Origin of the sequence: Microbacterium sp. Marseille-Q6648 (genome assembly GCF_943181415.1) — a bacterium.
Lineage (GTDB): Bacteria > Actinomycetota > Actinomycetes > Actinomycetales > Microbacteriaceae > Microbacterium.
Map to the genome: position 1 here is coordinate 67,967 of NZ_CALPBZ010000005.1, position 19,097 is coordinate 87,063.

Genomic DNA, 19,097 nt, shown 5'->3' on the forward strand with positions numbered 1-19,097 from the left:
CGGGAATCATCTCCGCGATAGCGTGCGTGGCACGAGGAAGGCGAGCCATGTCGACAGGGATGACAGACGACGAGAAGCGGCGCGATCAGCTGCTCTCCGCGCCCGACGCGCGGGAGGAGGACGCCGCACCGCGCATCGAGGTGACCGAGCACGACGGGGTGACCCGCATCGACATCCGAGACGACGCGCCCGTCCGCCCGGGCGGCACGGACGACACCGACTGATCCGACCGATCAGCCGGCGGTGCGCCGGGTGCGCGGGGCGGGCGGCGGCGGCACTTCCTTCGCGGCGATGATGTCGCCCACCGCGATGTGCTCGACACCTCGCTTGCCGTCGACGACGACCGTCGTCTCGTCGGCGCTGACGAGTTCGCCGAGCGCGTCGGTCGCCTGGCCGGTGGGCAGCAGATAGCGCACCACGACGCGGCGTCCAGGGGCGGGCAGGTTCACCATGACCCGGGCGCGTAGTCCTTCAAGAAGACGCCGAACAGGTCCTCGCCCGCTTCGCCCCGCACGATCGGGTCGTACACGCGCGCGGCGCCGTCGACGAGATCCAGCGGAGCGTGGAATCCTTCTTCGGCCAGTCGCACCTTGGTGGGGTGCGGGCGCTCGTCGGTGATCCAGCCGGTGTCGACGCTGGTCATGAGGATGCGGTCGGTCTCGAACATCTCGCGTGCGCTCGTGCGGGTGAGCATGTTGACCGCGGCCTTGGCCATGTTGGTGTGCGGGTGACCCGGGCCCTTGTAGCCGCGACCGAAGACGCCCTCCATTGCGCTGACGTTCACGACGTACGTGCGTCGCGCGGGACTCGCCGCCAGCGACGGTCGCAGCTTGGACACCAGCAGGAAGGGCGCGGTCGTGTTGGCGAGCTGCACCTCGAGCATCTCGAGCGGATCCACCTCGTCCACGCGCTGCGTCCACGAGTTCACGTGGTCGAGGTCGGGGACGAGACCGCCGGCGTCGATCGCCGTGCCCGCGGCGAGCCGCTCGAGCGAGCTCGATCCTGCAGCCATGGCCTGCTCGGTGAGCTCCTCGGCGCGAGCGGCCGCCGCGGCGAGGATCGGATGCGCCGTCACCGAGCGCTCGAGCGCCTGAGGATGCTGGTCGTTGGTGTGCCCGAAGGTGACCAGTTCCGGCAGAGGCCCGTCCGGCAGCGGCGCGAGCTCGGCGTCGACGAGCGGCTGGTACGCGCCCGGCGATCGCCGCACCGTCTGCGTCGCGTTGTTGATGAGGATGTCGAGGGTCCCGGCGGCGGCGACGTCGTCGGCGAGCCCGATGACCTGAGCGGGGTCGCGCAGGTCGATGCCGACGATCTTGAGCCGGTCGATCCACTCGGGAGCATCGGGGAGGCTGCTGAAGCGGCGCACCGCGTCGCGGGGGAAGCGTGTGGTGATGGTGGTGTGGGCGCCGTCGCGCAGCAGGCGCAGCGCGATGTACATGCCGATCTTCGCCCGTCCGCCGGTCAGCAGCGCCCGCTTGCCGGTCAGGTCGGTGCGCGCCTCGCGTTTGGCGTGGCTGAGCGCCGCGCAGGCGGGGCAGAGCTGGTGGTAGAACGCGTCGACGACGGTGTAGGGCTGCTTGCAGATGTAGCAGCCGCGGGCCTTGAGCAGCGTTCCCGCGGTCGGTGCGGTCGTGGCGGTGCTGATGGGGATGCCGCGCGTCTCGTCGTCGATGCGGTCCGGTGCACCGGTTGCGGTGGCGGCGACCACCGCACGGTCGGCGCTCGCGATGGCCTCGCGGATCTCGCGCCGACGCACCTTCTTGACCGCCTTGAACATCTTCGCGGTCGCCTGCCGCACAGCGACGAAGTCGGGGTGCGTCTCGTCGAGGCCTGCCATCCCGTCCAGCACCTTCAAGGTGATGGCGAGTTCGTCCGGATCGATGCCGCTGGGCGGCAGGGTGGACGAAGGCGAGGTCTCGGGAGGCACACGCGATTCTACGTCGAGCCGGATGGGCGCCGCCTGGCAGCGTGGACGACCAGCGCGACCGATCGGCAGCCGACGGTCAGCGGCCTCGGTGCGCCCAGGACCTGTTAGCGTGCCAGCGTGAAGAGCGGAACTCCTGCCCCGGCGCCGCAGCGCAGCATCCGTGTCTCGGCGGCCGTGATCACCGATGCCGAAGGCCGCCTGCTGGTGGTGCGCAAGGCCGGGACGACGGCGTTCATGCAGCCGGGCGGCAAACCGGAGCCCGGCGAGTCGCCGAGCCAGACCCTCAGCCGGGAGCTGGCGGAAGAGCTCGGCGTGGCCGTCGCCCCGGATGACCTGCGGGCGCTCGGGTCGTTCAGGGCAGCCGCCGCGAACGAACCGGGACACGTCGTGGTGGCGGATGTCTTCGCCGCGGACATCGGCGTGCAGCAGCCGGCGATCGGAGCGGAGATCGCCGAGATGCGGTGGGTCAGCCGCGCCGACGTCGACCACGTCGAGATCGCGCCGCTCGCCCGCGAGCACTTCCTGCCTCACACCCCCGTCGAGCGACGCCACGCGTCGTCTGAAGAGCACGCATGAGCCTTCGCTCGGAATCGACGCGAACCCCATCGTCGACGCGAAGCCGCGACATCGCCGCGACGCGGTTCTCGCACGCGGTCGTCGAGCATGAGCCGACGACCGACCCGGTGACGCGTGAGGCGTACTCGCGCGAGGTGATCAGCTTCGGGTTCTGGTTCGGCGACCCGTCGGTGCCGTACCCCGCCTTCTACGCGTATGTCTCACCCGAACCCGACGGCGTCGCGGACCGGGCACTGCCCGGCGGCGCCGAGTGGCTCGATCGCGGTGCGTCGCATCTGGCGATCTATCCCCTCGAGGCAGCGAAAAGCACCGCCGATCCGAGATCGGCGGTGCTGGACTTCTGGGAGGCGGCCTATCGCGCGGGCGCGGAACCGGCCGGGTGGGACCTCGCTCGCCACGCGTGCGTGGACGGCGCCACGGATCCGTTCGCCGCGGCGCGCTGACGCGGCCGCGGCGAACCGGGGATCAGGTGGTGCGGCGGCGCGTCGCCATGACGTAGATGCCGAGCACGATGATCGCGCCGATGATCGAGCCGATGATGCCGGCAGGCTGCAGGAAGCCGCCCATCGGGTCGGCGCCGAAGATCAGGAAGCCGAGGAATCCGCCGACGAACGAGCCCACGATTCCGAGGACGATCGTCATGAGGATGCCCATGCTCTGCTTTCCGGGGATGACGGCACGAGCGATGAAACCGGCGATGAGGCCGACGAGGATGAGTCCGAGAATGGTCCACAACATGTTGCCTCCTTGGTTGGGGTGGCCGGATGAATCTCCGCCCACCGGTCGAGTGCAGATCAACGTAACAGCGCGGTTCGCGCCGCCGACCGCCCTACCGCGGGCGGTCCATGAGCGGTATGATCCCGCAGCCCTGCGTGCGCGAACCGCGGTTCGGGTCTACCGGCGCGACTCGGCTCTCGCCGCACAGTCCACGCACCGCGTCGCCGTCGGGCGGGCGTCGAGTCGACCCGAGGGGATGCCGCGCCCGCAGTCCTCGCAGACGCCGTAGGTGCCATCGCCGACACGTGAGAGTGCCGCGTCGATCTCGGCGCGCTCGACCAGCGCTGCTTCTCGGAGACCCTCGAGTCTCGACCATTCCGCAGAGAGCGTGACGCCCTCGGGGTCGTGCTCGTCGTCCGCGGAGTCAGCTGCGCGGTCGACTCGAAGCGCGGCCATCCCGGCGTTCAGATACTCGACACGGCTGTCGACGTCCCGTCGACGCTGCTGGAGGATCAGCTCGGGCGTGTCCATGATCGGTCGACCCTACGGCGTCCCTGGAAGGCGCGGGCCGCGTGCGAGTCCGGGTTCGGGCGTCGTCACCAGATGACGCCGCCGCCGATGGAGATGCCACCCCAGGTGAGCGCGATGAAGATCCCGGCGAAGACGACGGGGGCGATGCCCTTGCCGCTGCGCGCGAGACCTTTGAGCAACGCGATCACGGCGAGGACGGCGGCGATGATCGACAGTCCACCGCCCACGATGAGCCCGATGAACAGCGGGATGGGCATGAGGACGAGGCCTGCCAGCGCGACCCAGAAGGCGGCCCAGGCAGTCTTGTTCGTGCGGCGTGCGACAGCGTCTGACATGGCACCGATACTCTCATGACCAGGCATTTTTTGGCGGAGACGGAGGGATTTGAACCCTCGGTCCCCGTAAGGGGACTCCACCTTAGCAGGGTGGTGCACTAGGCCTGACTATGCGACGTCTCCACGCATCCGGCAGCCTCGGCCGCGCGAACGCACCCGCACATCATAACCCGATGGCGCATCCGGCCACGAACTGACGAAGGCTCGTTCACCCGGCGCCGACGGCGAGCCCGGCGACCGCGATCTGGTTGCCCCCACGGCCCTTCGCGAGATACATGGCCTGGTCCGCGTCGCGGATCAGGCGGTCGATGCCCAGCACCCCGTTGCTGACGTCTGCGATGGCCACTCCGATGCTCGCTCCGACGCACAGCCCCGCAGGCAGGAACGAGTACTCCTCCGACAGTGCTTCGCGCAAGCGCGCGGCGATCTCGGTGGCGACCTCGGCGTCGGCGTCGCAGACGACGACGAACTCGTCGCCGCCGTAGCGTGCGATGACGTCGACGTCACGGATGTGCTGGCGAAGGCGCGCAGCCACCTCGCGGAGAACCTCATCACCCACGTCGTGGCCGAGCTGATCGTTGACGTCTTTGAAGCCGTCGAGGTCGATGAAGATGACCGCCGCACGCGCGTGGTCCACCTGGCGGGCGATCTCGTCGAGGCGGCGCCGGTTGGGCAGGTCGGTCGTCTCGTCGTGGGTCGCCGCGTGCTCGAGCTGCCGCTGAAGACGTACCGTCGCGAGGGTCTGCGCGGCCTGGCCTGCAAGCGCCTCGGCCAGCGGGCCGGCCTCGGCGTCGAAGACCCGCGGGTGTCGGAAGAAGCACGCGAACACACCCAGCGTCATCCCCTCGACCTCCAACGGCGCCGCGATGAGCGCCCGCACGCCGGCGCCCTGCATCGCATCACCGAGCTCGGGGGCGAAGCCGTCCGCCTCGGCCCGGCTCGTGATGGTGACGACGGAGTGCAGCTGTCGTGCCGCAGCGGTGATGGCGGCCGCGGACATCTCGAGATCGAGCGGGTTCTCCCCCGCCACACGGTGCGCGTGCGCGTGCTCGTCGAAGAGGAAGACCGCTGATTCGTCGGCGCCGTAGGCCTTGGCCGCCGCCGCGGCGAGGATCTCGCTCAGTCGCTCTTCGCTGGTGGCGTCCGAGAACGCGATCGAGGCGTCGATGATCAACTGCAGACGATTGCGGGTGCGGTCGGCGAGGGCGAACGAGTCCCGGAGACGCTGGCCGGACACATACCGGTCGGAGGCATCCATGACGGTCAGCACCGCGCCGTCGCCGTCCGCGGCGCGCACAGCGAGAACAGCGCGCTCCGGATCGCGGACCGCCGCCATCATCACGGAGTTCCGCCCGCCCCCGTCGAGGAAGTCCGGCACACGCACGAGCGTGTCGCTGAGCGGCCGCCCGATGACGTCCTCTCCAGCCCACCGCCGGAACCATGCATTGGCCGCCACGACGCGGTCCTCACGATCGAGGCGAATGACGCCGACCGGAAGCGAATCGACATCGCACACGTCCATCGTGCTCCTTTCCGCGCTCAGATTATCCCTCCGGAACGGTGCAGGTCACCTGCGCCGCGGTCGTGCCTGCGATGTCGCTGGGAAGCGCCACACGCTCGTCGCTCTGCTCGACCGCAGGGGGCGACGACGATGGTGCCGGCGACGGCGCTGCCGTCTCGACGGGCGAGGGGGATGCCGCGGCTTCGGCGTCGGGTGCGGCATCCGGTTCGGGCTTGTCTGCCTCGCCCGTGACCTCGACCCCGTAGCCCTGACTGGCCTCCCCGGTCAGCGTGAGGGGTTCGTTGTCGCGAAGCGCCTGGAAGAGCACCTCGGCGGTCTCGGCGACCGGCTGCACGTGGATGCCGTCGACGGAGTACACGGTCGGGTACTGCACGAACACGATGTCCTCGTACGCGACGTCCTTCGCGGCCATGGCGATCTGCACCATGAGCGTGGGGTTGGTGAGCCCCGAGCTGAGCACCAGCTGCTCCTGCGACACCTGATCGACGGCCGTGGTGGCGAGGGTGAACAGGGCCGACGGGTTCGCGAGCACGGCATCCGACTGCAGCTTGCGCACCATCGACGACATGAACTGCTGCTGATTCGAGATGCGCCCGAGGTCGGAGCCGTCGCCGATCCCGTGCCGCATACGCAGGAACTGCAGTGCCTCGGCGCCGACGAGCGTGTGGTTCCCCGCCGTCAGCTCGAGACCGGTGTGGCGGTCGCTGACGTCGCCCGACACGCACACGTCGACCCCGCCGATGGCGTCGGACATGTTGATGACGCCGGTCCAGCGGATCGCGGCGGCGAAGTGGATCCGCTCGCCGGTGAGCTCCTCGATGGTGCGCGCGGTGCAGGCGAGCCCACCCTCGAGGTACGACGCGTTGAGCATCTGCGCCGTCATTGCGGGATACTCCCCGCCCTGCCCGTCCGAACACGCCGGGATCGGCACGATCATGTCACGCGGGAACGACACCACCGTGACCCGGCGAGGGTTGTCGCTGATGTGCACGAGCATCGTGACGTCGTTGCGCTCGCCCCCGTCGTCCTCGGCGCAGCGCGGGAACAGCTCCAGGTCCTGACCCTCGCACGAGTCCGTGCCGACCATGAGGATGTTCACGCCGCCCTCGATGGCACCGAGCGATGGAGGCAACTCCCGCTCCTCGTCGAGCACGACCGCGTTCGAGCCGAGCGCGGTTGCGGCATCCCACACCGTGAAGGCGCCCACCCCGACGACGCTCGTCGCGACGACGGAGACGAGGACGGCCGCGAGTGAGACCATGCGCAGAAGCGGATGCCGGTGCGTGCGGCGCGCGTGGCGCGCGACCGGTCGGCGCCCCGACCCCGGGGGCGTGGGCGTCGCGGCCATCAGCCTTGTGCCGCCAGATTGCCGGCCGAGCACGTGACTTCGGCCGCGGTGGTGCCGGGGATGGAATCGGGCAGCTCGACGACCTCATCGGTCGGAGCCGGCGTCGCACCGGGCGTCGCGCTCGGGGCGGGCGACTCGACCGGGTCGGGCTCGGGCTCGGGCTCGGCGGTCTCGTTCGGCGTGGGCTCGGGGGTCGCCGACGGCTTCGTCACGCCACCGGTGTCTTCGGCCTCGTCCGCGATCGAGATGGCCTGGTTGGCCTCGAGCGCGGCCCACAGCTCGGCCGCTGCCTCGTAGTCGGGGGCGACGCGGTTGGAGTCGTAGGGGTCTTCCTGCACCGGGTACTGCACGAAGACCATCTCGTCGAACGGCACATCTTTGACCGCCAGCGCGATCTGCACGAGCGTGAAGGGGTTCGTGAGGCTCTGGCTCGGGGTGACGTTCTCGACCGCGGTGGTCGCCAGCCGCAGCAGCGTTGCGGGGTCCGAGAGGACTTCTTCGCTCACGAGCTTGCGGGCGAGGCTCGACATGTACTGCTGCTGGTTCGAGATGCGGGCGAGGTCGCTGCCGTTGGAGAGCCCGTAGCGGGTGCGCAGGAACTGCAGCGCCTCGAGTCCCTGGACCGTGCGTTCGCCGGCGGGCCAGTCGATGCCGGTGTAGCGGTCGCGGATGCCGCCGTTGCCGATGCAGACGTCGACGCCGCCGATGGCGTCGGTGACGTTGATGACGTTGCCGAAGCTGACCTTGGCGGCGAACGGGATGTTCTCGCCGCTGAGCTGCGAGACGGTCTTGACGACGCAGTTCATGCCGCCGTGCTCCCACGCGAGGTTGATCTGAGCGCGCTCGATCGCGGCGTTCACGGTGCCGTCCTCGGCGGTGCACTCAGGGAGCGGCACCATGAGGTCGCGGGGGAACGAGATGACGGTGACGCGGCGCGGGTTGTCGCTGATGTGAAGCAGCAGGTTGACGTCGTTGAGCTGGCCCTCGGCGTCCTCGCCGGTGCAGCGGTCGCCGAAGTACTTGGCGTACTCGGGTTCGCACTCGTCCGTGCCGATGACCATCATGTTGACGCCGCCCTCGATGGCGCCGATGTCGGGGGCGACAGATTCCTGCCCTTCGAGCGCGACCGCGTCGTCGGCGAAGTTGGACGACAGGTCGTATGCGGCGTATACAGCGACGCCGGCGCCCGAGACCAGGACGACCGCGAGCACGATGCCGAGGACCTTCATGACCATGCCGAACGGGCTCGGCGACGACAGCGCGGCGTGGCGCGCGACAGTGCGTCGGCGGCGCCGCGGCTGCGTGTTCGGCGTGCTCACTCGGGTCCTCTCGGATGACGGGCGGGGTCCGCACACCCGACGCAACCCTGAGCGGAGGGTGTGGGATTCGAACCCACGGGACATTGCTGCCCACTGGTTTTCAAGACCAGGTCCATCGGCCGCTCGGACAACCCTCCCGGCGGATGCCGCAGCATCCGTCGAACGGCGAGTCTATCCGACCGGCACGAACACCCCATTCTCGCCACCACGCCTGTGGACGCGCTGAACGGCGCGCCCGCCCTTCCGGACGCTGAGCGAGCGCAGCGAGACGAAGCGGCGTCCCACCACACGCTTCGTCTCGTCGCTCCGCTCCTCGCTCAGCGACCGGACCCAACGGACGATCAGCGAGCGCGCCACTCCGGACGCTGAGCGAGCGCAGCGAGACGAAGCGCACTTCAGCCGTCCCGCTCACGAGATGCTCTCTGCCGGGCGCTCCAGCCCGCCAGCTCGCCGTACCGGCCCTCGATGAGCAGCCGCTTCTTGGCTCGGCTCCACCCCTGAATCCGCTTCTCCCAACCGAACGCCTCGTCGATCCGGTCGAACTCGGCGTGCCACACGAGTGCAACCGGAAGCCGTTCTCGTGTGTACACAGCCCCCTGCCCGAACTGGTGCTCGGAGATCCGCCGCTCGAGGTCGATCGTGCTGCCGGTGTAGTACGACCCGTCGGCGCACTGGAGCATGTAGACGAAAGGCATCTCAGGACGGTACGGGATGCCGCAGTGCAGACCGCCGGCCTGTCCACAGGCGCGCTTCGTCTCGTCGCTCCGCTCCTCGCTCAGCGACCGGGCCCAACGGACGCTGAGCGAGCGCGGCCCCTCCCGGACGCTGAGCGAGCGCAGCGAGACGAAGCGGCGTTAACAGGCGCGCTTCGTCTCGTCGCTCCGCTCCTCGCTCAGCGACCGGACCCAACGGACGCTGAGCGAGCGCGGCCCCCTCCGGACGCTGAGCGAGCGCAGCGAGACGAAGCGGCGTCCACACGCGCGCTTCGTCTCGTCGCTCCGCTCCTCGCTCAGCGACCGGACCCAACGGACGCTGAGCGAGCGCGGCCCCCTCCGGACGCTGAGCGAGCGCAGCGAGACGAAGCGGCGTCCACACGCGCGCTTCGTCTCGTCGCTCCGCTCCTCGCTCAGCGACCGGGCCGCGAGCGGAGCGAGACGAAGCGCACGCGCGGGGTCAGAGCTGGCGGAGGACCTCGGCGACGCCGCCGGCCTGCACCGACAGGGTGATCTCGCCCGCCGCGTCGTGCACTTCCGGCGGTCCCTGCTCCATGGCCACCGCACGCCCGCCGTTCTCGACGGCCCAACGCATCATGCCCACGTCGTTGCGACCGTCGCCGATGACGAGCACGTGCGCGGGGTCGATACCGAGCTCCGTTCGCACGCGTTCCAGTCCGGTGCTCTTGTCCACACCCAGGGGCGCGATGTCGAGCCAGGCGGTCCAGCCGACCGCGTACGACACGTGGTTCAGGCCGATGCGGTCGACGAGCTCGACGAAGTCCTGCTCGGCCTGGTCGGGCGCGACGACGACGACGCGGCACACCCGCTGCTTCCCGAGCTCGTCGAAGGCGACGCGGCGCGCGGCGACGAGGTTCCAGTCGTCGAGGTACTCGGTGTAGAGGCGGTCGCCGTTGGGGAGCTCGACGAGGTAGCGCGCGTCGGGCAGGTGCTGCCGCAGATCGGCGAGCACCTCGGACGCGTCGAAGGTCTCGATGTGCCAGCGCTCATAATCCAGGTCGTCGGCATCGCGGCGCTTCAGCACGACGGCGCCGTTGGAGCACACGACGTACTCGGGCGCGATACCCAGGACGCGAAGGATGCCGCGCGTGCCCTCCCACGACCTTCCGGTCGCGATCATGACCTCGTGGCCGGTGCGATGCGCGTGCTCGACGGCTCCGACCACACCGGGGCTGAGCGTCTCGTCTTCGAGCAGGACGGTGCCGTCGATGTCGAGCACGATGAGAAGGCGCTCGACCTTCTTCGCGGGGTCCTCGGTGTCGCGCGCGACGCGTTCGACCAGCTTCGCGGCCTTCTTGGGCTTGACGACCTTGATGCTGCCGGTCTTGGGCAGGTGCGCCTCGGTCATGCGATCGGCTCCATCACCTCGAGGCCGCCCAGGTACGGGCGCAGCACCTCGGGTACCGTCACCGACCCGTCGGCCCGCTGGTGGGTCTCGAGCAGCGCCACGATCCAGCGGGTCGTGGCGAGTGTGCCGTTGAGCGTCGCCACCGGCTGCGTCTTCGCACCGCCCGTCGCGGCGCCCGCCTCGACCGGCGGCCGGTGCCGGATGTCGAGCCGGCGCGCCTGATACGTCGTGCAGTTCGAGGTCGACGTCAGCTCGCGATACGCGCCCTGGGTGGGCACCCACGCCTCCACGTCGTACTTGCGCGCCGCGCTGGAGCCGAGGTCGCCCGCGGCGACGTCGATCACGCGGTACGACAGCCCGAGGTCCTGGAGCATCGACTCCTGCAGCTGGACCAGACGCAGGTGCTCGGCCTCGGCATCCTCGATGGTCGTGTAGACGAACATCTCGAGCTTGTTGAACTGATGCACCCGGATGATGCCGCGGGTGTCCTTGCCATGCGACCCCGCCTCGCGGCGGTAGCAGGTCGACCATCCGGCGTAGCGCTTGGCGCCGCGCGAGAGGTCGAGGATCTCGCCCATGTGGTAGCCGGCCAGCGGCACCTCGCTCGTGCCGACGAGGTACAGGTCGTCCTCTTCGAGCCGGTACACCTCGGCGGCGTGCTGCCCGAGGAAGCCGGTGCCGCGCATCACCTCGGGGCGCACGACCGTCGGCGGGATCATCGGGGTGAACCCAGCCTGCAACGCCCGGTCGAGCGCAAGCGACATGAGGGCGAGCTCGAGTCGCGCCCCGATGCCGGTGAGGAAATAGAAGCGGCTCCCCGAGACCTTCGCGCCGCGCTCCATGTCGATGGCGCCGAGCAGTTCGCCGAGGGCGAGGTGGTCGCGCGCCTCGAAGTCGAACTTCACGGGCTTCCCGTGGGTGCGCAGCGTGATGAAGTCGTCCTCGCCTCCGGCGGGCACGCCGTCGATGACGATGTTCTCGATGCGGGCGAGGGCCTCGGCCGAGGCCTCTTCGGCGGCGGTGACGGCGTGCTGGGCCTGCTTGACGCGCTCGCTGAGCTGCTTCGCCTCGGCCACGAGCGCGGCCTTCCCTTCCTTCGGCGCCTGCGCGACCCGCTTGCCGTGGGCGTTCTGCGCCGATCGCAGCTCTTCGAACGCCGTGATGGCGGCCCGCCGTTCGCGGTCCGCGGCGAGCGCGGCGTCGACGGTGTCGGGCGACTCCCCCCGCGCCTCCTGCGAGCGCTTGACCAGCTCAGGACTGTCGCGAAGGAGGGCGGGATCGATCATCCGCTCAGTTTAGTCTCGGCCCGAGAGGGGATGCCGCGAGGGCGGTCGCCGCATCCGCTGACCGCTCGGCCGTAGCCTGTACCCATGGCGACCGCATCCGACCCCTCGAACGGGCCGGAACCCCGACGCCACGCGGCGCTCGTCTACAACCCCATCAAGGTCGAACAGCGGAGCCTGCGCGCGATGGTCGAGCGGGCGTCGGCGGATGCCGGATGGGATGCTCCGGCCTTCTTCGAGACCACCCCCGAAGACCTGGGCGACGGCGTCGCCCAGCAGGCGGTCGACGGCGGCGCGGACGCAGTGCTCGTCGCGGGCGGGGATGGCACGGTCAGGGCGGTGTCGGAGGCGATGGCGGGCACCGGCGTGCCGCTGACGATCGTGCCGAGCGGCACCGGCAATCTTCTCGCCCGCAATCTGCGGCTGCCGATGGAGGATCGCGAGCGCGTCATCCGCGGCACGTTCGAGGGCGACCGCGCCGCCATCGACGTCGGCTACGCCGGCATGCGGCGCGCAGACGGCTCGTATGAAGAACGCGCATTCGTGGTGATGGGCGGTATGGGACTCGATGCCGCGATGATCGCCAACACGAGCCCGCAGCTGAAGAAGACGGTCGGCTGGGTCGCGTACGTCGACGGCGCCGCCCGCTCACTGGTCAACGCCCGGCCGTTCCGCGTCGTCTACCAGATCGTCGGGCACCGCCTGCACTCGACCCGGGTACAGAGCATCCTGTTCGCCAACTGCGGCTCGCTGCCGGCCGGGCTCGAGCTGATCCCCGAGGCCTCGATCGCCGACGGTCAACTCGACATCGTGATCTTCCAGCCCAAGGGTCCGCTCGGCTGGATCTTCGTGTGGCGGCGGGTGGCGTGGGACAACAGCGTGCTCCGGCGCTTCCGCGCGGGCCGCCGCATCCTGGCGTTGCGCACCAAGGACAGCTCGGTGCTCTACTCCCGGGGCACGGCCGTCGAGGTCGGCGCGGCCGAGGGCGCGCATCCGGTTCAGCTCGATGGCGACGAGTTCGGCGAGGCCGTCCACATCACCGTGCGCGTCGACCCCGGGGCCCTGACCATCGCCCTCCCGAAAGGTCACCGCCTGCCCCGCTGAATCAGGCGGCGGGGGCGCGCAGGAGCTCGGCGAACGCCGACTCGGCGGCGCCGATGAGCAGGCGGTCCTCCGCCAGACTGGCGACGCGGATGCTGAGGTCTTCCATGTTGGCAGGCATCGCCTGCGCGGCAACGAGCGCGGTGAGCCCCGAGAGGTCGTCGTCGGCGAGCGTGGCGAGGAAGCCGCCGAGCACGACGACCGAGGGGTTCAGCACGTTGACGGCGTTGGCCAGCGCGGTGGCGAGGATGCGTCGCTGCCGGTCGATCTCGTCGCGCGCGGCGGGGCCGGCCGCATCCAGGGCTACGGCGAGAGCGGGCTCGTCGGCGGTGGTGAGACCGGCCACCGCGAGAAGGCGCGCGCGGCTGACCTCGTCCTCGAGCGTGCCGTCGTCGGCCCGTCGGTCGGCGGCGGCGGCGATGCCGGGACGGTTCTGGCCGAACTCGCCGGAGTATCCGCCGGCGCCACCCACCGGCATCCCCTGCACGATGAGGCCGCCGCCGATACCGCTCGCACCGCCGTTGAGGTAGACGACGTCGTCGATGCCGCGCGCGGCGCCGAAGAGGTGCTCGGCGAGGGTACCGAGGCTGGCGTCGTTGCCGACCGTGGTCGCAAGGCCCGTCGCCGCCGACACCAGGTCGCGGACGGGGACGTCGTTCCATCCCAGGTGCGGGGCGTTGCGGACCAGCCCGTCCACGGCGCGGACGAGCCCGGGGACAGCGAGCCCGATCCCGGCGATGCGGGCCTCCGCGAGCGGTCCCGCACGCCATTGCACGATGCGGTCGGCGATCAGCCGGGCGGTCTCGTCCGGGGTGAGGAGGTGGTCGACCTCGATGCGCTCCCGCACCCGGATCTCACGGTCGAGCCCGACCGCGCCGAGCGTGAGGGCGTCGACTTCGGGGTTGGCGGCGACGGCGACGACCCGCGGGTCGGCGGCGACCACGGGCGACGGCCGACCGACGCGACGCGACGGGTCGGGCGCCCGCTCGATCACGAGCCCCGCGCCTTCGAGCTCTGCGACCAGATCCGCGATCGTCGACCGGTTCAGACCGGTCGCGCCCGTCAGCGCCGCGCGCGAGAGGGGCCCGTCCAGGTGCACGATGCGCAGCAGACGCGACAGGTTCCGCTGCCGCACGCCTTCGACCTCCGCCACGCGCCCACTCTAGAGCGGGCGGGGCATATGTTGCGGCATCCGACGAATCACGCCGACACACAGTCCGGCGAGCGCCGCGCCCGATCCGGACGAACCGTCCATGACCGGATGCCGGGGCCGCGGGTATCGTCGGGAGCGACGCCCCTGGGAGGCAGCATGTCGACGATCACCGAACGAGCAGCCCGCACCGAGGCCGAACTGCAGCAGATGGCCAAGGACCACCTGTGGATGCATTTCGCCCGGCAGTCCGTGATGACCGACGGCCCCGGCGTGCCCATCATCGTCAAGGGCGAGGGCCACCACATCTGGGATTCGAAGGGCAAGCGCTACATCGACGGCCTGGCGGGCCTGTTCGTCGTCGCCGCGGGGCACGGCCGCAAGCGCATCGCCGAGGTCGCCGCCAAGCAGGCCGAGCAGCTGGCGTTCTTCCCGATCTGGTCGTACGCCCACCCCGCCGCGATCGAGCTCGCCGACCGCATCGCCGACTACGCTCCGGGCGACCTCAACAAGGTCTTCTTCTCGACCGGCGGCGGCGAAGCCGTCGAGACCGCGTTCAAGCTGGCCAAGTACTACTGGAAGCTGCAGGGCAAGCCCACCAAGCACAAGGTGATCTCGCGCTCGGTGGCCTATCACGGCACGCCGCAGGGCGCGCTCGCGATCACCGGCATCCCCGCGATGAAGGAGATGTTCGAGCCCCTGACCCCCGGTGGCTTCCGCGTCCCGAACACCAACTTCTACCGGGCCGCCGACATGGGTGCCCCCACCTCGAGCCTCGAGGAGTTCGGCGTGTGGGCCGCCGACCGCATCGAGGAGATGATCCAGTTCGAGGGCCCCGACACCGTCGCGGCGGTCTTCCTCGAGCCGGTGCAGAACTCCGGCGGCTGCTTCCCTCCCCCGCCCGGCTACTTCCAGCGCGTGCGCGAGATCTGCGACAAGTACGACGTCCTTCTGGTGTCGGACGAAGTGATCTGCGCCTTCGGCCGCATCGGCCACATCTTCGCGTGCGACGCGTACGGGTATCAGCCCGACATGATCACGTTCGCCAAGGCGGTCACCAGCGGGTACTCCCCGCTCGGCGGCACCGTCGTCAGCGACCGCATCTACGAGCCCTTCGCCCACGGCGACCGGGCGTTCTACCACGGCTACACCTTCGGCGGACACCCGGTCTCGGCGGCGGTGGCGATGGAGAACCTCGACATCTTCGAAGAGGAAGGACTGCCCGAGCGCGTGCGCGAGTACTCTCCCCTCTTCCGCCAGACCTTGGAGAAGCTCACCGACCTGCCCATCGTCGGCGACGTGCGCGGAGACGGCTACTTCTTCGGCATCGAGCTCGTGAAGGACAAGGCGACGAAAGAGACCTTCGACGACGACGAGTCCGAGCGCCTCCTGCGCGGCTTCCTCTCGAAGGCGCTCTTCGACGCGGGGCTCTACTGCCGCGCCGACGACCGCGGCGACCCGGTCATCCAGCTCGCACCGCCGCTCACGATCGGCCCGAGCGAGTTCACCGAGATCGAGCAGATCCTCCGCAGCGTCCTCACCGAGGCGTGGGCGCGCCTCTGACCCCCGGGGCGCCGTCGGTCACGACGAGCGGATGCCGCGCCCGCCGATCCGCGGCAGCACGGCCGTGAGCACACCGACCGTTGATCCGACGATCGTGTCGACGATGCGCTCGCCGGCGACGGCCGCCGAGCCGATGTCGCCGGTGGCGGCGCCGGTGATGAGCAGCACCAGCGGGGTGATGAACAGCAGCGCCAGCGCGTAGTGACGCACGACGACCAGCTCGATGAGGAACTGCAGGCCCCCGAGCAGGAGGGCGAGCCACACCCCGCCCCACGGAACGAGGATGAGCAGCGGATAGATCGCCGCACCCGCGACGGTTCCGACCATGCGGTGCAGTCCCCGGGTCACCGCCACCCGCCGCTCCACGGCTATTCCGACGACCGCGACGCCGGCGCTGACGATCCAGTACGCCCGTTCCGGATCGACCACGACCCCGAGCGCCGCCCCCACGACAGCGACGGTGGACGCGCGGACGAGGAGGGTGAGCGCCTTCTCGTCCCACACCGGCCCCGGCATGATCTCGCGCAGCGCGCGCGCCGGCTCGCGCCTGACGTGTGAGCGCAGGAGCGGCGTAAGCGCGACGAGGTACGAGAAGCAGCATCCGGCCGCCACGGCGATGAGGAACACGACCGGATCGACATCGGGAACCGTCGCGGTGATGTGCGCGGCGAGCCCGAACACCAGCACGAAGAACAGCGGACCGGGAGCACCGAGCGCGAAGCCGTAGACGAAGGCGCTCGCGGCGATCGTCGTCACCACGAGTCCGATGAGGGTCCACAGCATCGACCCGCCGGCGGCGATCCCGACGGCGGTCGCCGCGACGAGGACGAGCGCGACGAACGGCAGCACCTTCGCGCGCTCCCGCGGGCGCAGGCTCGACACATGGAGGGCCGTGAAGGCACCGGCCGCAGCCTGGAAGCCGAGTTGCGGCATCCCGACGAGTGACATCACCGCGATCGGGACCGTGATCGAGATCGCGGCCTGCGTCGCCACCGGCCAGCGGGGGCCGTGCGAGGGCGCGAGCCTGAAGAGACTGGCGACCGCGTCGACGGCCACGGCGAGTCCTCGCCGATGCGGGCTCGCTCCGCCGATCGCGCTGTTCACGTGCCCCCCTCCTCCAGCACGGTAGCCGAGCGGGGGAAGTCGTCCGGCATCGAACGTCACACGGCGCCGTACTCCCGGCGCGAAGCGGGCTATTGTGAACGACGTGGGAACCATCTACTACGGCGGGTCGGACACTCCGATCAACATCGAGGATCGCGCGCTGGCGCACCTGAAGGTCGTCATCGCGACCAAGCTGCGTCGCAACGAGACGTTCACCCTGTCGTGGACGCATCCCGAGGACCAGCCGCGCGGTCGCAGCACGATCTGGCTGCACCCGTCGATTCCCCTGCGGTTCGTCTTCGACACCCCCGAGCCCACCGAGCTGAGCCGTCAGTGGATCGAGGAGCTCGCCAACTCGGCCACCTCGTCGGGCGGCATCATGCTGGTGGCCGAGCACTTCGACACCGGCCCGGTCGCCGTCGACGACCAGAGCGGCGCGACGTCCGCCTCGATCGAGGGCGCCGACGTCAATCTCGGAACCGTCGAGATCGAGAACCTCGAAGTCGACCAGCTCACGGTCAACGGGGCGGACGTCTCCGGAGCCCTGCCCAGCCCGCGCAAGCCCCGAAGCGCCTGATCAGCCCGTAGGGGCAGCCTCTTCGGAGGTCGTGCCATTGCCGTTCGCCGGCTTCTCTTTCTCCTCCGTGGGCTCGGGCACGATCGTGAGCCCGTGCGGTCCGCTGGCGGCGATCATCATCTCGTCCACCCACGCGCGGTTGATGCGCGGAGGCCGGCTGCCGTAGAAGTGGAACTGCATGGGCACCGACGCGTGCATCCAGAAGCTGCGCCGCCCCGTGCCATCGCCGACCTCGACGTCGAACATGAAGGACTCTCCACGCCGGAGCTTGTTCATCATCACGATGCGAAGGTGCGCGAGGGTCCGATCTTCGATGTCGATGGCGTTGCCGATGGTGTCGTAGATGAACCTGCCCATGTCTGGAGCATAGCCCGGGCGTCTGCGGCTCAGAACCGCCAGACCAGCGGGACGTAGAGCACGGCCATCGCGACGAAGAAGAGGACGAGCGGCAGGCCGAGCTTCCAGTAGTCCCCGAATCGGTAGCCGCCGGGCTCCATGACCATGAGATTGGCCGGCGTGGCGATCGGCGTCAGGAAGGCCGCCGCGCCGGCGACAGTCAGGGCCATGAGGAACGGCAGCACCGACACCTCCAGCGCACCGGCGAGAGCGATCGCGATCGGCGCCATGACGAGCACGGTCGCTGCATTGCTGATGAGCTGGCCGAGCACCGCCGTCAATAGAACCAGCACGAGCAGGGCGGCGTGTGGACCGGCGCCGCCGAGGATGGCGAGCACCCACGCCGCGACGAGGTCGGCCGTCCCGGTCGTGGCGAAGGCGGTGGACAGCGGGATCATCCCGGCGATGAGGACGATGGTCGTCCACGAGATGGACCTGAACGCGCGGGTCGGCGTCACGGCACCCGAGACCACGAGACCGCCCGCCGCGAGCAGCGCGGCGACAGCAGGGGGAACCAGCCCTGACGCCAGCAGCAGCACCATCGCGGCGAGGATCGTCAGGGCCCGCCGCGCGCCCTGACCGAGCGGCACCGAGCGCCGCAGGTGATCGGGCTGATCGACGACAAGGACGCCCGGAGCCCTCGCCTGCCGACTGAGCGCATCCCACGTGCCCTGCAGGAGTAGTACGTCGCCCGCCTGCAGGGTCAGGTCCGGTATCTTCAGCAGGTCGTCGCCGCGGCGGACTGCCAGAACGACCAGGTCCGCGTCCGGCGTCTTCATGCCGAGGGCGACGCTCTGTCCGATGAGCGGAGACCGCGGCGCGATGATCACCTCCGTGACGCCGCTCGATGCCCCCAGGATGAGGCCGGTGTCCAGACTGAGCGAGTAATGCTCCCGAAGCAGTCGGGCGTGTCGAGCCAGGTCCATGGGCATGAGAGCCCCCGGTCTGTCGGGGAGCAGCCGTGGGCCCAGCAGCACGAGGATGGCGAGCGCGCCCACGACGAGCGGCACACCCACGAGCGCGAACTCCGCGTATCCGAACGGGCGCTCCCCCGCCGACGCGGCGAATTCCGAGACGATGATGTTCACCGGCGTGCCCGTGAGCAGCAGAAGTGATCCCGCCGAAGCGGCGAACGCCAGCGGCATGAGCAGCTGCGATGAGGCGAGCCCCGCTCGGGCGGCGACCACCACGACGAGCGGCACCAGCGCCGCCGTCGCCCCGTTCACGCTGATGACGGCAGAGACGGCGGCGGCCAGCAGGCCGATCACGATCAGAAGCGTCGCCCGGCCGGAGCCGGCCCGGCCGATCACCTGCTGGCCGGCCCACGCGGTAACCCCTGACGAGTCCAGCGCCTCGCTCACGACGAAGAGTGCGGCGATGAAGAGCACGGTCGGATCCCCGAAGCCGGCGAGGGCCTGGTCGAGCGTCAGCACACCGGTGAAGTAGAGCGCGAGAGAGACGCCGATGGCGACGATGCCGAGCGGCACGCGATTGCTCATGAAGGCGACGACGGCCACGGCGAGGATCGACAGCGTCGCGACGACGGGGTCCACGTCGCCCACTGTA

General features: G+C 70.1%; 20 protein-coding genes, 2 tRNA genes and 1 pseudogene. 6 read left to right on the forward strand and 17 right to left on the reverse strand.

Going from position 1 to position 19,097, the window contains the following annotated elements; all coding sequences use genetic code 11:
- The first annotated feature begins 47 nt into the window (after nucleotides 1–47).
- The gene (locus NFR93_RS12475; RefSeq protein ID WP_251453663.1) at nucleotides 48–224 is read left to right on the forward strand and encodes a hypothetical protein; all 177 of its coding nucleotides are present in this window, start codon (nucleotides 48–50) and stop codon (nucleotides 222–224) included.
- Between the two features lie 9 nt (nucleotides 225–233).
- Here NFR93_RS12475 and NFR93_RS12480 read toward each other — a convergent pair whose 3' ends face one another.
- Nucleotides 234–452 (reverse strand): putative acetyltransferase, encoded by a 219-nt coding sequence (locus tag NFR93_RS12480; protein WP_251453664.1) that lies wholly within the window; start codon nucleotides 450–452, stop codon nucleotides 234–236.
- Nucleotides 446–1,927, reverse strand: coding sequence for an SDR family NAD(P)-dependent oxidoreductase (locus NFR93_RS12485; protein ID WP_251453665.1), 1,482 nt, complete (start codon nucleotides 1,925–1,927; stop codon nucleotides 446–448). Before NFR93_RS12485 ends, NFR93_RS12480 begins: the two co-directional genes overlap by 7 nt.
- Before the next feature lie 117 nt (nucleotides 1,928–2,044).
- Between NFR93_RS12485 and NFR93_RS12490 the strand changes: the two genes are divergently transcribed.
- Nucleotides 2,045–2,503, forward strand: coding sequence for an NUDIX hydrolase (locus NFR93_RS12490; protein ID WP_251453666.1), 459 nt, complete (start codon nucleotides 2,045–2,047; stop codon nucleotides 2,501–2,503).
- Nucleotides 2,500–2,946, forward strand: coding sequence for a DUF5996 family protein (locus NFR93_RS12495; protein ID WP_251453668.1), 447 nt, complete (start codon nucleotides 2,500–2,502; stop codon nucleotides 2,944–2,946). Before NFR93_RS12490 ends, NFR93_RS12495 begins: the two co-directional genes overlap by 4 nt.
- A gap of 22 nt (nucleotides 2,947–2,968) precedes the next feature.
- Here the strand turns inward: NFR93_RS12495 and NFR93_RS12500 are convergent, their stop codons facing one another.
- The 11 genes from NFR93_RS12500 to serS form a co-directional block, all read right to left on the reverse strand.
- Nucleotides 2,969–3,241 (reverse strand): GlsB/YeaQ/YmgE family stress response membrane protein, encoded by a 273-nt coding sequence (locus tag NFR93_RS12500; RefSeq protein ID WP_251453670.1) that lies wholly within the window; start codon nucleotides 3,239–3,241, stop codon nucleotides 2,969–2,971.
- A 156-nt stretch (nucleotides 3,242–3,397) separates the two neighbouring features.
- The gene (locus NFR93_RS12505; protein WP_251453672.1) at nucleotides 3,398–3,751 is read right to left on the reverse strand and encodes a TraR/DksA family transcriptional regulator; all 354 of its coding nucleotides are present in this window, start codon (nucleotides 3,749–3,751) and stop codon (nucleotides 3,398–3,400) included.
- Between the two features lie 65 nt (nucleotides 3,752–3,816).
- Entirely contained in the window at nucleotides 3,817–4,086 is a 270-nt protein-coding gene (locus NFR93_RS12510; RefSeq protein WP_251453674.1) for a hypothetical protein, read from the reverse strand.
- 31 nt (nucleotides 4,087–4,117) lie between these two features.
- Nucleotides 4,118–4,209: transfer RNA gene (locus NFR93_RS12515), tRNA-Ser, on the reverse strand.
- Nucleotides 4,210–4,294: 85 nt separating this feature from the next.
- Nucleotides 4,295–5,608, reverse strand: a complete 1,314-nt coding sequence (locus NFR93_RS12520; protein ID WP_251453676.1) for a diguanylate cyclase — start codon at nucleotides 5,606–5,608, stop codon at nucleotides 4,295–4,297.
- 22 nt (nucleotides 5,609–5,630) lie between these two features.
- Nucleotides 5,631–6,869 (reverse strand): LCP family protein, encoded by a 1,239-nt coding sequence (locus NFR93_RS12525; protein ID WP_251453678.1) that lies wholly within the window; start codon nucleotides 6,867–6,869, stop codon nucleotides 5,631–5,633.
- Between the two features lie 86 nt (nucleotides 6,870–6,955).
- Nucleotides 6,956–8,275: an LCP family protein gene (locus tag NFR93_RS12530; protein WP_251453680.1), complete on the reverse strand. Its 1,320-nt coding sequence runs from the start codon at nucleotides 8,273–8,275 to the stop codon at nucleotides 6,956–6,958.
- A 52-nt stretch (nucleotides 8,276–8,327) separates the two neighbouring features.
- Nucleotides 8,328–8,412 (reverse strand) — tRNA-Ser (locus tag NFR93_RS12535).
- Between the two features lie 258 nt (nucleotides 8,413–8,670).
- Entirely contained in the window at nucleotides 8,671–8,970 is a 300-nt protein-coding gene (locus tag NFR93_RS12540; RefSeq protein WP_251453682.1) for a GIY-YIG nuclease family protein, read from the reverse strand.
- A gap of 478 nt (nucleotides 8,971–9,448) precedes the next feature.
- Nucleotides 9,449–10,357, reverse strand: coding sequence for an HAD family hydrolase (locus tag NFR93_RS12545; RefSeq protein ID WP_251453684.1), 909 nt, complete (start codon nucleotides 10,355–10,357; stop codon nucleotides 9,449–9,451).
- Nucleotides 10,354–11,643: a serine--tRNA ligase gene (gene serS, locus NFR93_RS12550; protein WP_251453686.1), complete on the reverse strand. Its 1,290-nt coding sequence runs from the start codon at nucleotides 11,641–11,643 to the stop codon at nucleotides 10,354–10,356. Before serS ends, NFR93_RS12545 begins: the two co-directional genes overlap by 4 nt.
- Before the next feature lie 84 nt (nucleotides 11,644–11,727).
- Here serS and NFR93_RS12555 point away from each other — a divergent pair, with 84 nt between their 5' ends.
- Nucleotides 11,728–12,744 (forward strand): diacylglycerol/lipid kinase family protein, encoded by a 1,017-nt coding sequence (locus NFR93_RS12555; protein WP_251453688.1) that lies wholly within the window; start codon nucleotides 11,728–11,730, stop codon nucleotides 12,742–12,744.
- A 1-nt stretch (nucleotide 12,745) separates the two neighbouring features.
- Here the strand turns inward: NFR93_RS12555 and NFR93_RS12560 are convergent, their stop codons facing one another.
- Nucleotides 12,746–13,894, reverse strand: a complete 1,149-nt coding sequence (locus NFR93_RS12560) for an ROK family transcriptional regulator (RefSeq protein WP_251453690.1) — start codon at nucleotides 13,892–13,894, stop codon at nucleotides 12,746–12,748.
- A 156-nt stretch (nucleotides 13,895–14,050) separates the two neighbouring features.
- On the opposite strand from NFR93_RS12560, the gene NFR93_RS12565 reads away from it, so the two are divergent.
- Nucleotides 14,051–15,454: an aspartate aminotransferase family protein gene (locus NFR93_RS12565; RefSeq protein WP_251453692.1), complete on the forward strand. Its 1,404-nt coding sequence runs from the start codon at nucleotides 14,051–14,053 to the stop codon at nucleotides 15,452–15,454.
- 18 nt (nucleotides 15,455–15,472) lie between these two features.
- On the opposite strand, the gene NFR93_RS12570 is transcribed toward NFR93_RS12565, so the two are convergent.
- A complete protein-coding gene (locus NFR93_RS12570; RefSeq protein WP_251453694.1) occupies nucleotides 15,473–16,558 on the reverse strand; it encodes an FUSC family protein in 1,086 nt (361 codons plus the stop codon).
- A 103-nt stretch (nucleotides 16,559–16,661) separates the two neighbouring features.
- On the opposite strand from NFR93_RS12570, the pseudogene NFR93_RS12575 reads away from it, so the two are divergent.
- A pseudogene (locus tag NFR93_RS12575) lies at nucleotides 16,662–16,964 on the forward strand (DUF7882 family protein); the annotation flags it as partial.
- A gap of 171 nt (nucleotides 16,965–17,135) precedes the next feature.
- Here NFR93_RS12575 and NFR93_RS12580 read toward each other — a convergent pair.
- A complete protein-coding gene (locus NFR93_RS12580) occupies nucleotides 17,136–17,492 on the reverse strand; it encodes a DUF7882 family protein (protein WP_251453696.1) in 357 nt (118 codons plus the stop codon).
- Between the two features lie 29 nt (nucleotides 17,493–17,521).
- Nucleotides 17,522–19,084: an SLC13 family permease gene (locus tag NFR93_RS12585; protein ID WP_251453698.1), complete on the reverse strand. Its 1,563-nt coding sequence runs from the start codon at nucleotides 19,082–19,084 to the stop codon at nucleotides 17,522–17,524.
- Nucleotides 19,085–19,097 lie beyond the last annotated feature (13 nt).

Bases quoted from the DNA above. Each gene is read 5' to 3' on its own strand.
- NFR93_RS12475 (WP_251453663.1), top strand. From the start codon at position 48: ATGTCGACAGGGATGACAGACGACGAGAAGCGGCGCGATCAGCTGCTC.
- NFR93_RS12480 (WP_251453664.1), bottom strand. From the start codon at position 452: ATGGTGAACCTGCCCGCCCCTGGACGCCGCGTCGTGGTGCGCTATCTG.
- NFR93_RS12495 (WP_251453668.1), top strand. From the start codon at position 2,500: ATGAGCCTTCGCTCGGAATCGACGCGAACCCCATCGTCGACGCGAAGC.
- NFR93_RS12500 (WP_251453670.1), bottom strand. From the start codon at position 3,241: ATGTTGTGGACCATTCTCGGACTCATCCTCGTCGGCCTCATCGCCGGT.
- NFR93_RS12505 (WP_251453672.1), bottom strand. From the start codon at position 3,751: ATGGACACGCCCGAGCTGATCCTCCAGCAGCGTCGACGGGACGTCGAC.
- NFR93_RS12510 (WP_251453674.1), bottom strand. From the start codon at position 4,086: ATGTCAGACGCTGTCGCACGCCGCACGAACAAGACTGCCTGGGCCGCC.
- NFR93_RS12520 (WP_251453676.1), bottom strand. From the start codon at position 5,608: ATGGACGTGTGCGATGTCGATTCGCTTCCGGTCGGCGTCATTCGCCTC.
- NFR93_RS12525 (WP_251453678.1), bottom strand. From the start codon at position 6,869: ATGGTCTCACTCGCGGCCGTCCTCGTCTCCGTCGTCGCGACGAGCGTC.
- NFR93_RS12540 (WP_251453682.1), bottom strand. From the start codon at position 8,970: ATGCCTTTCGTCTACATGCTCCAGTGCGCCGACGGGTCGTACTACACC.
- NFR93_RS12545 (WP_251453684.1), bottom strand. From the start codon at position 10,357: ATGACCGAGGCGCACCTGCCCAAGACCGGCAGCATCAAGGTCGTCAAG.
- serS (WP_251453686.1), bottom strand. From the start codon at position 11,643: ATGATCGATCCCGCCCTCCTTCGCGACAGTCCTGAGCTGGTCAAGCGC.
- NFR93_RS12555 (WP_251453688.1), top strand. From the start codon at position 11,728: ATGGCGACCGCATCCGACCCCTCGAACGGGCCGGAACCCCGACGCCAC.
- NFR93_RS12565 (WP_251453692.1), top strand. From the start codon at position 14,051: ATGTCGACGATCACCGAACGAGCAGCCCGCACCGAGGCCGAACTGCAG.
- NFR93_RS12580 (WP_251453696.1), bottom strand. From the start codon at position 17,492: ATGGGCAGGTTCATCTACGACACCATCGGCAACGCCATCGACATCGAA.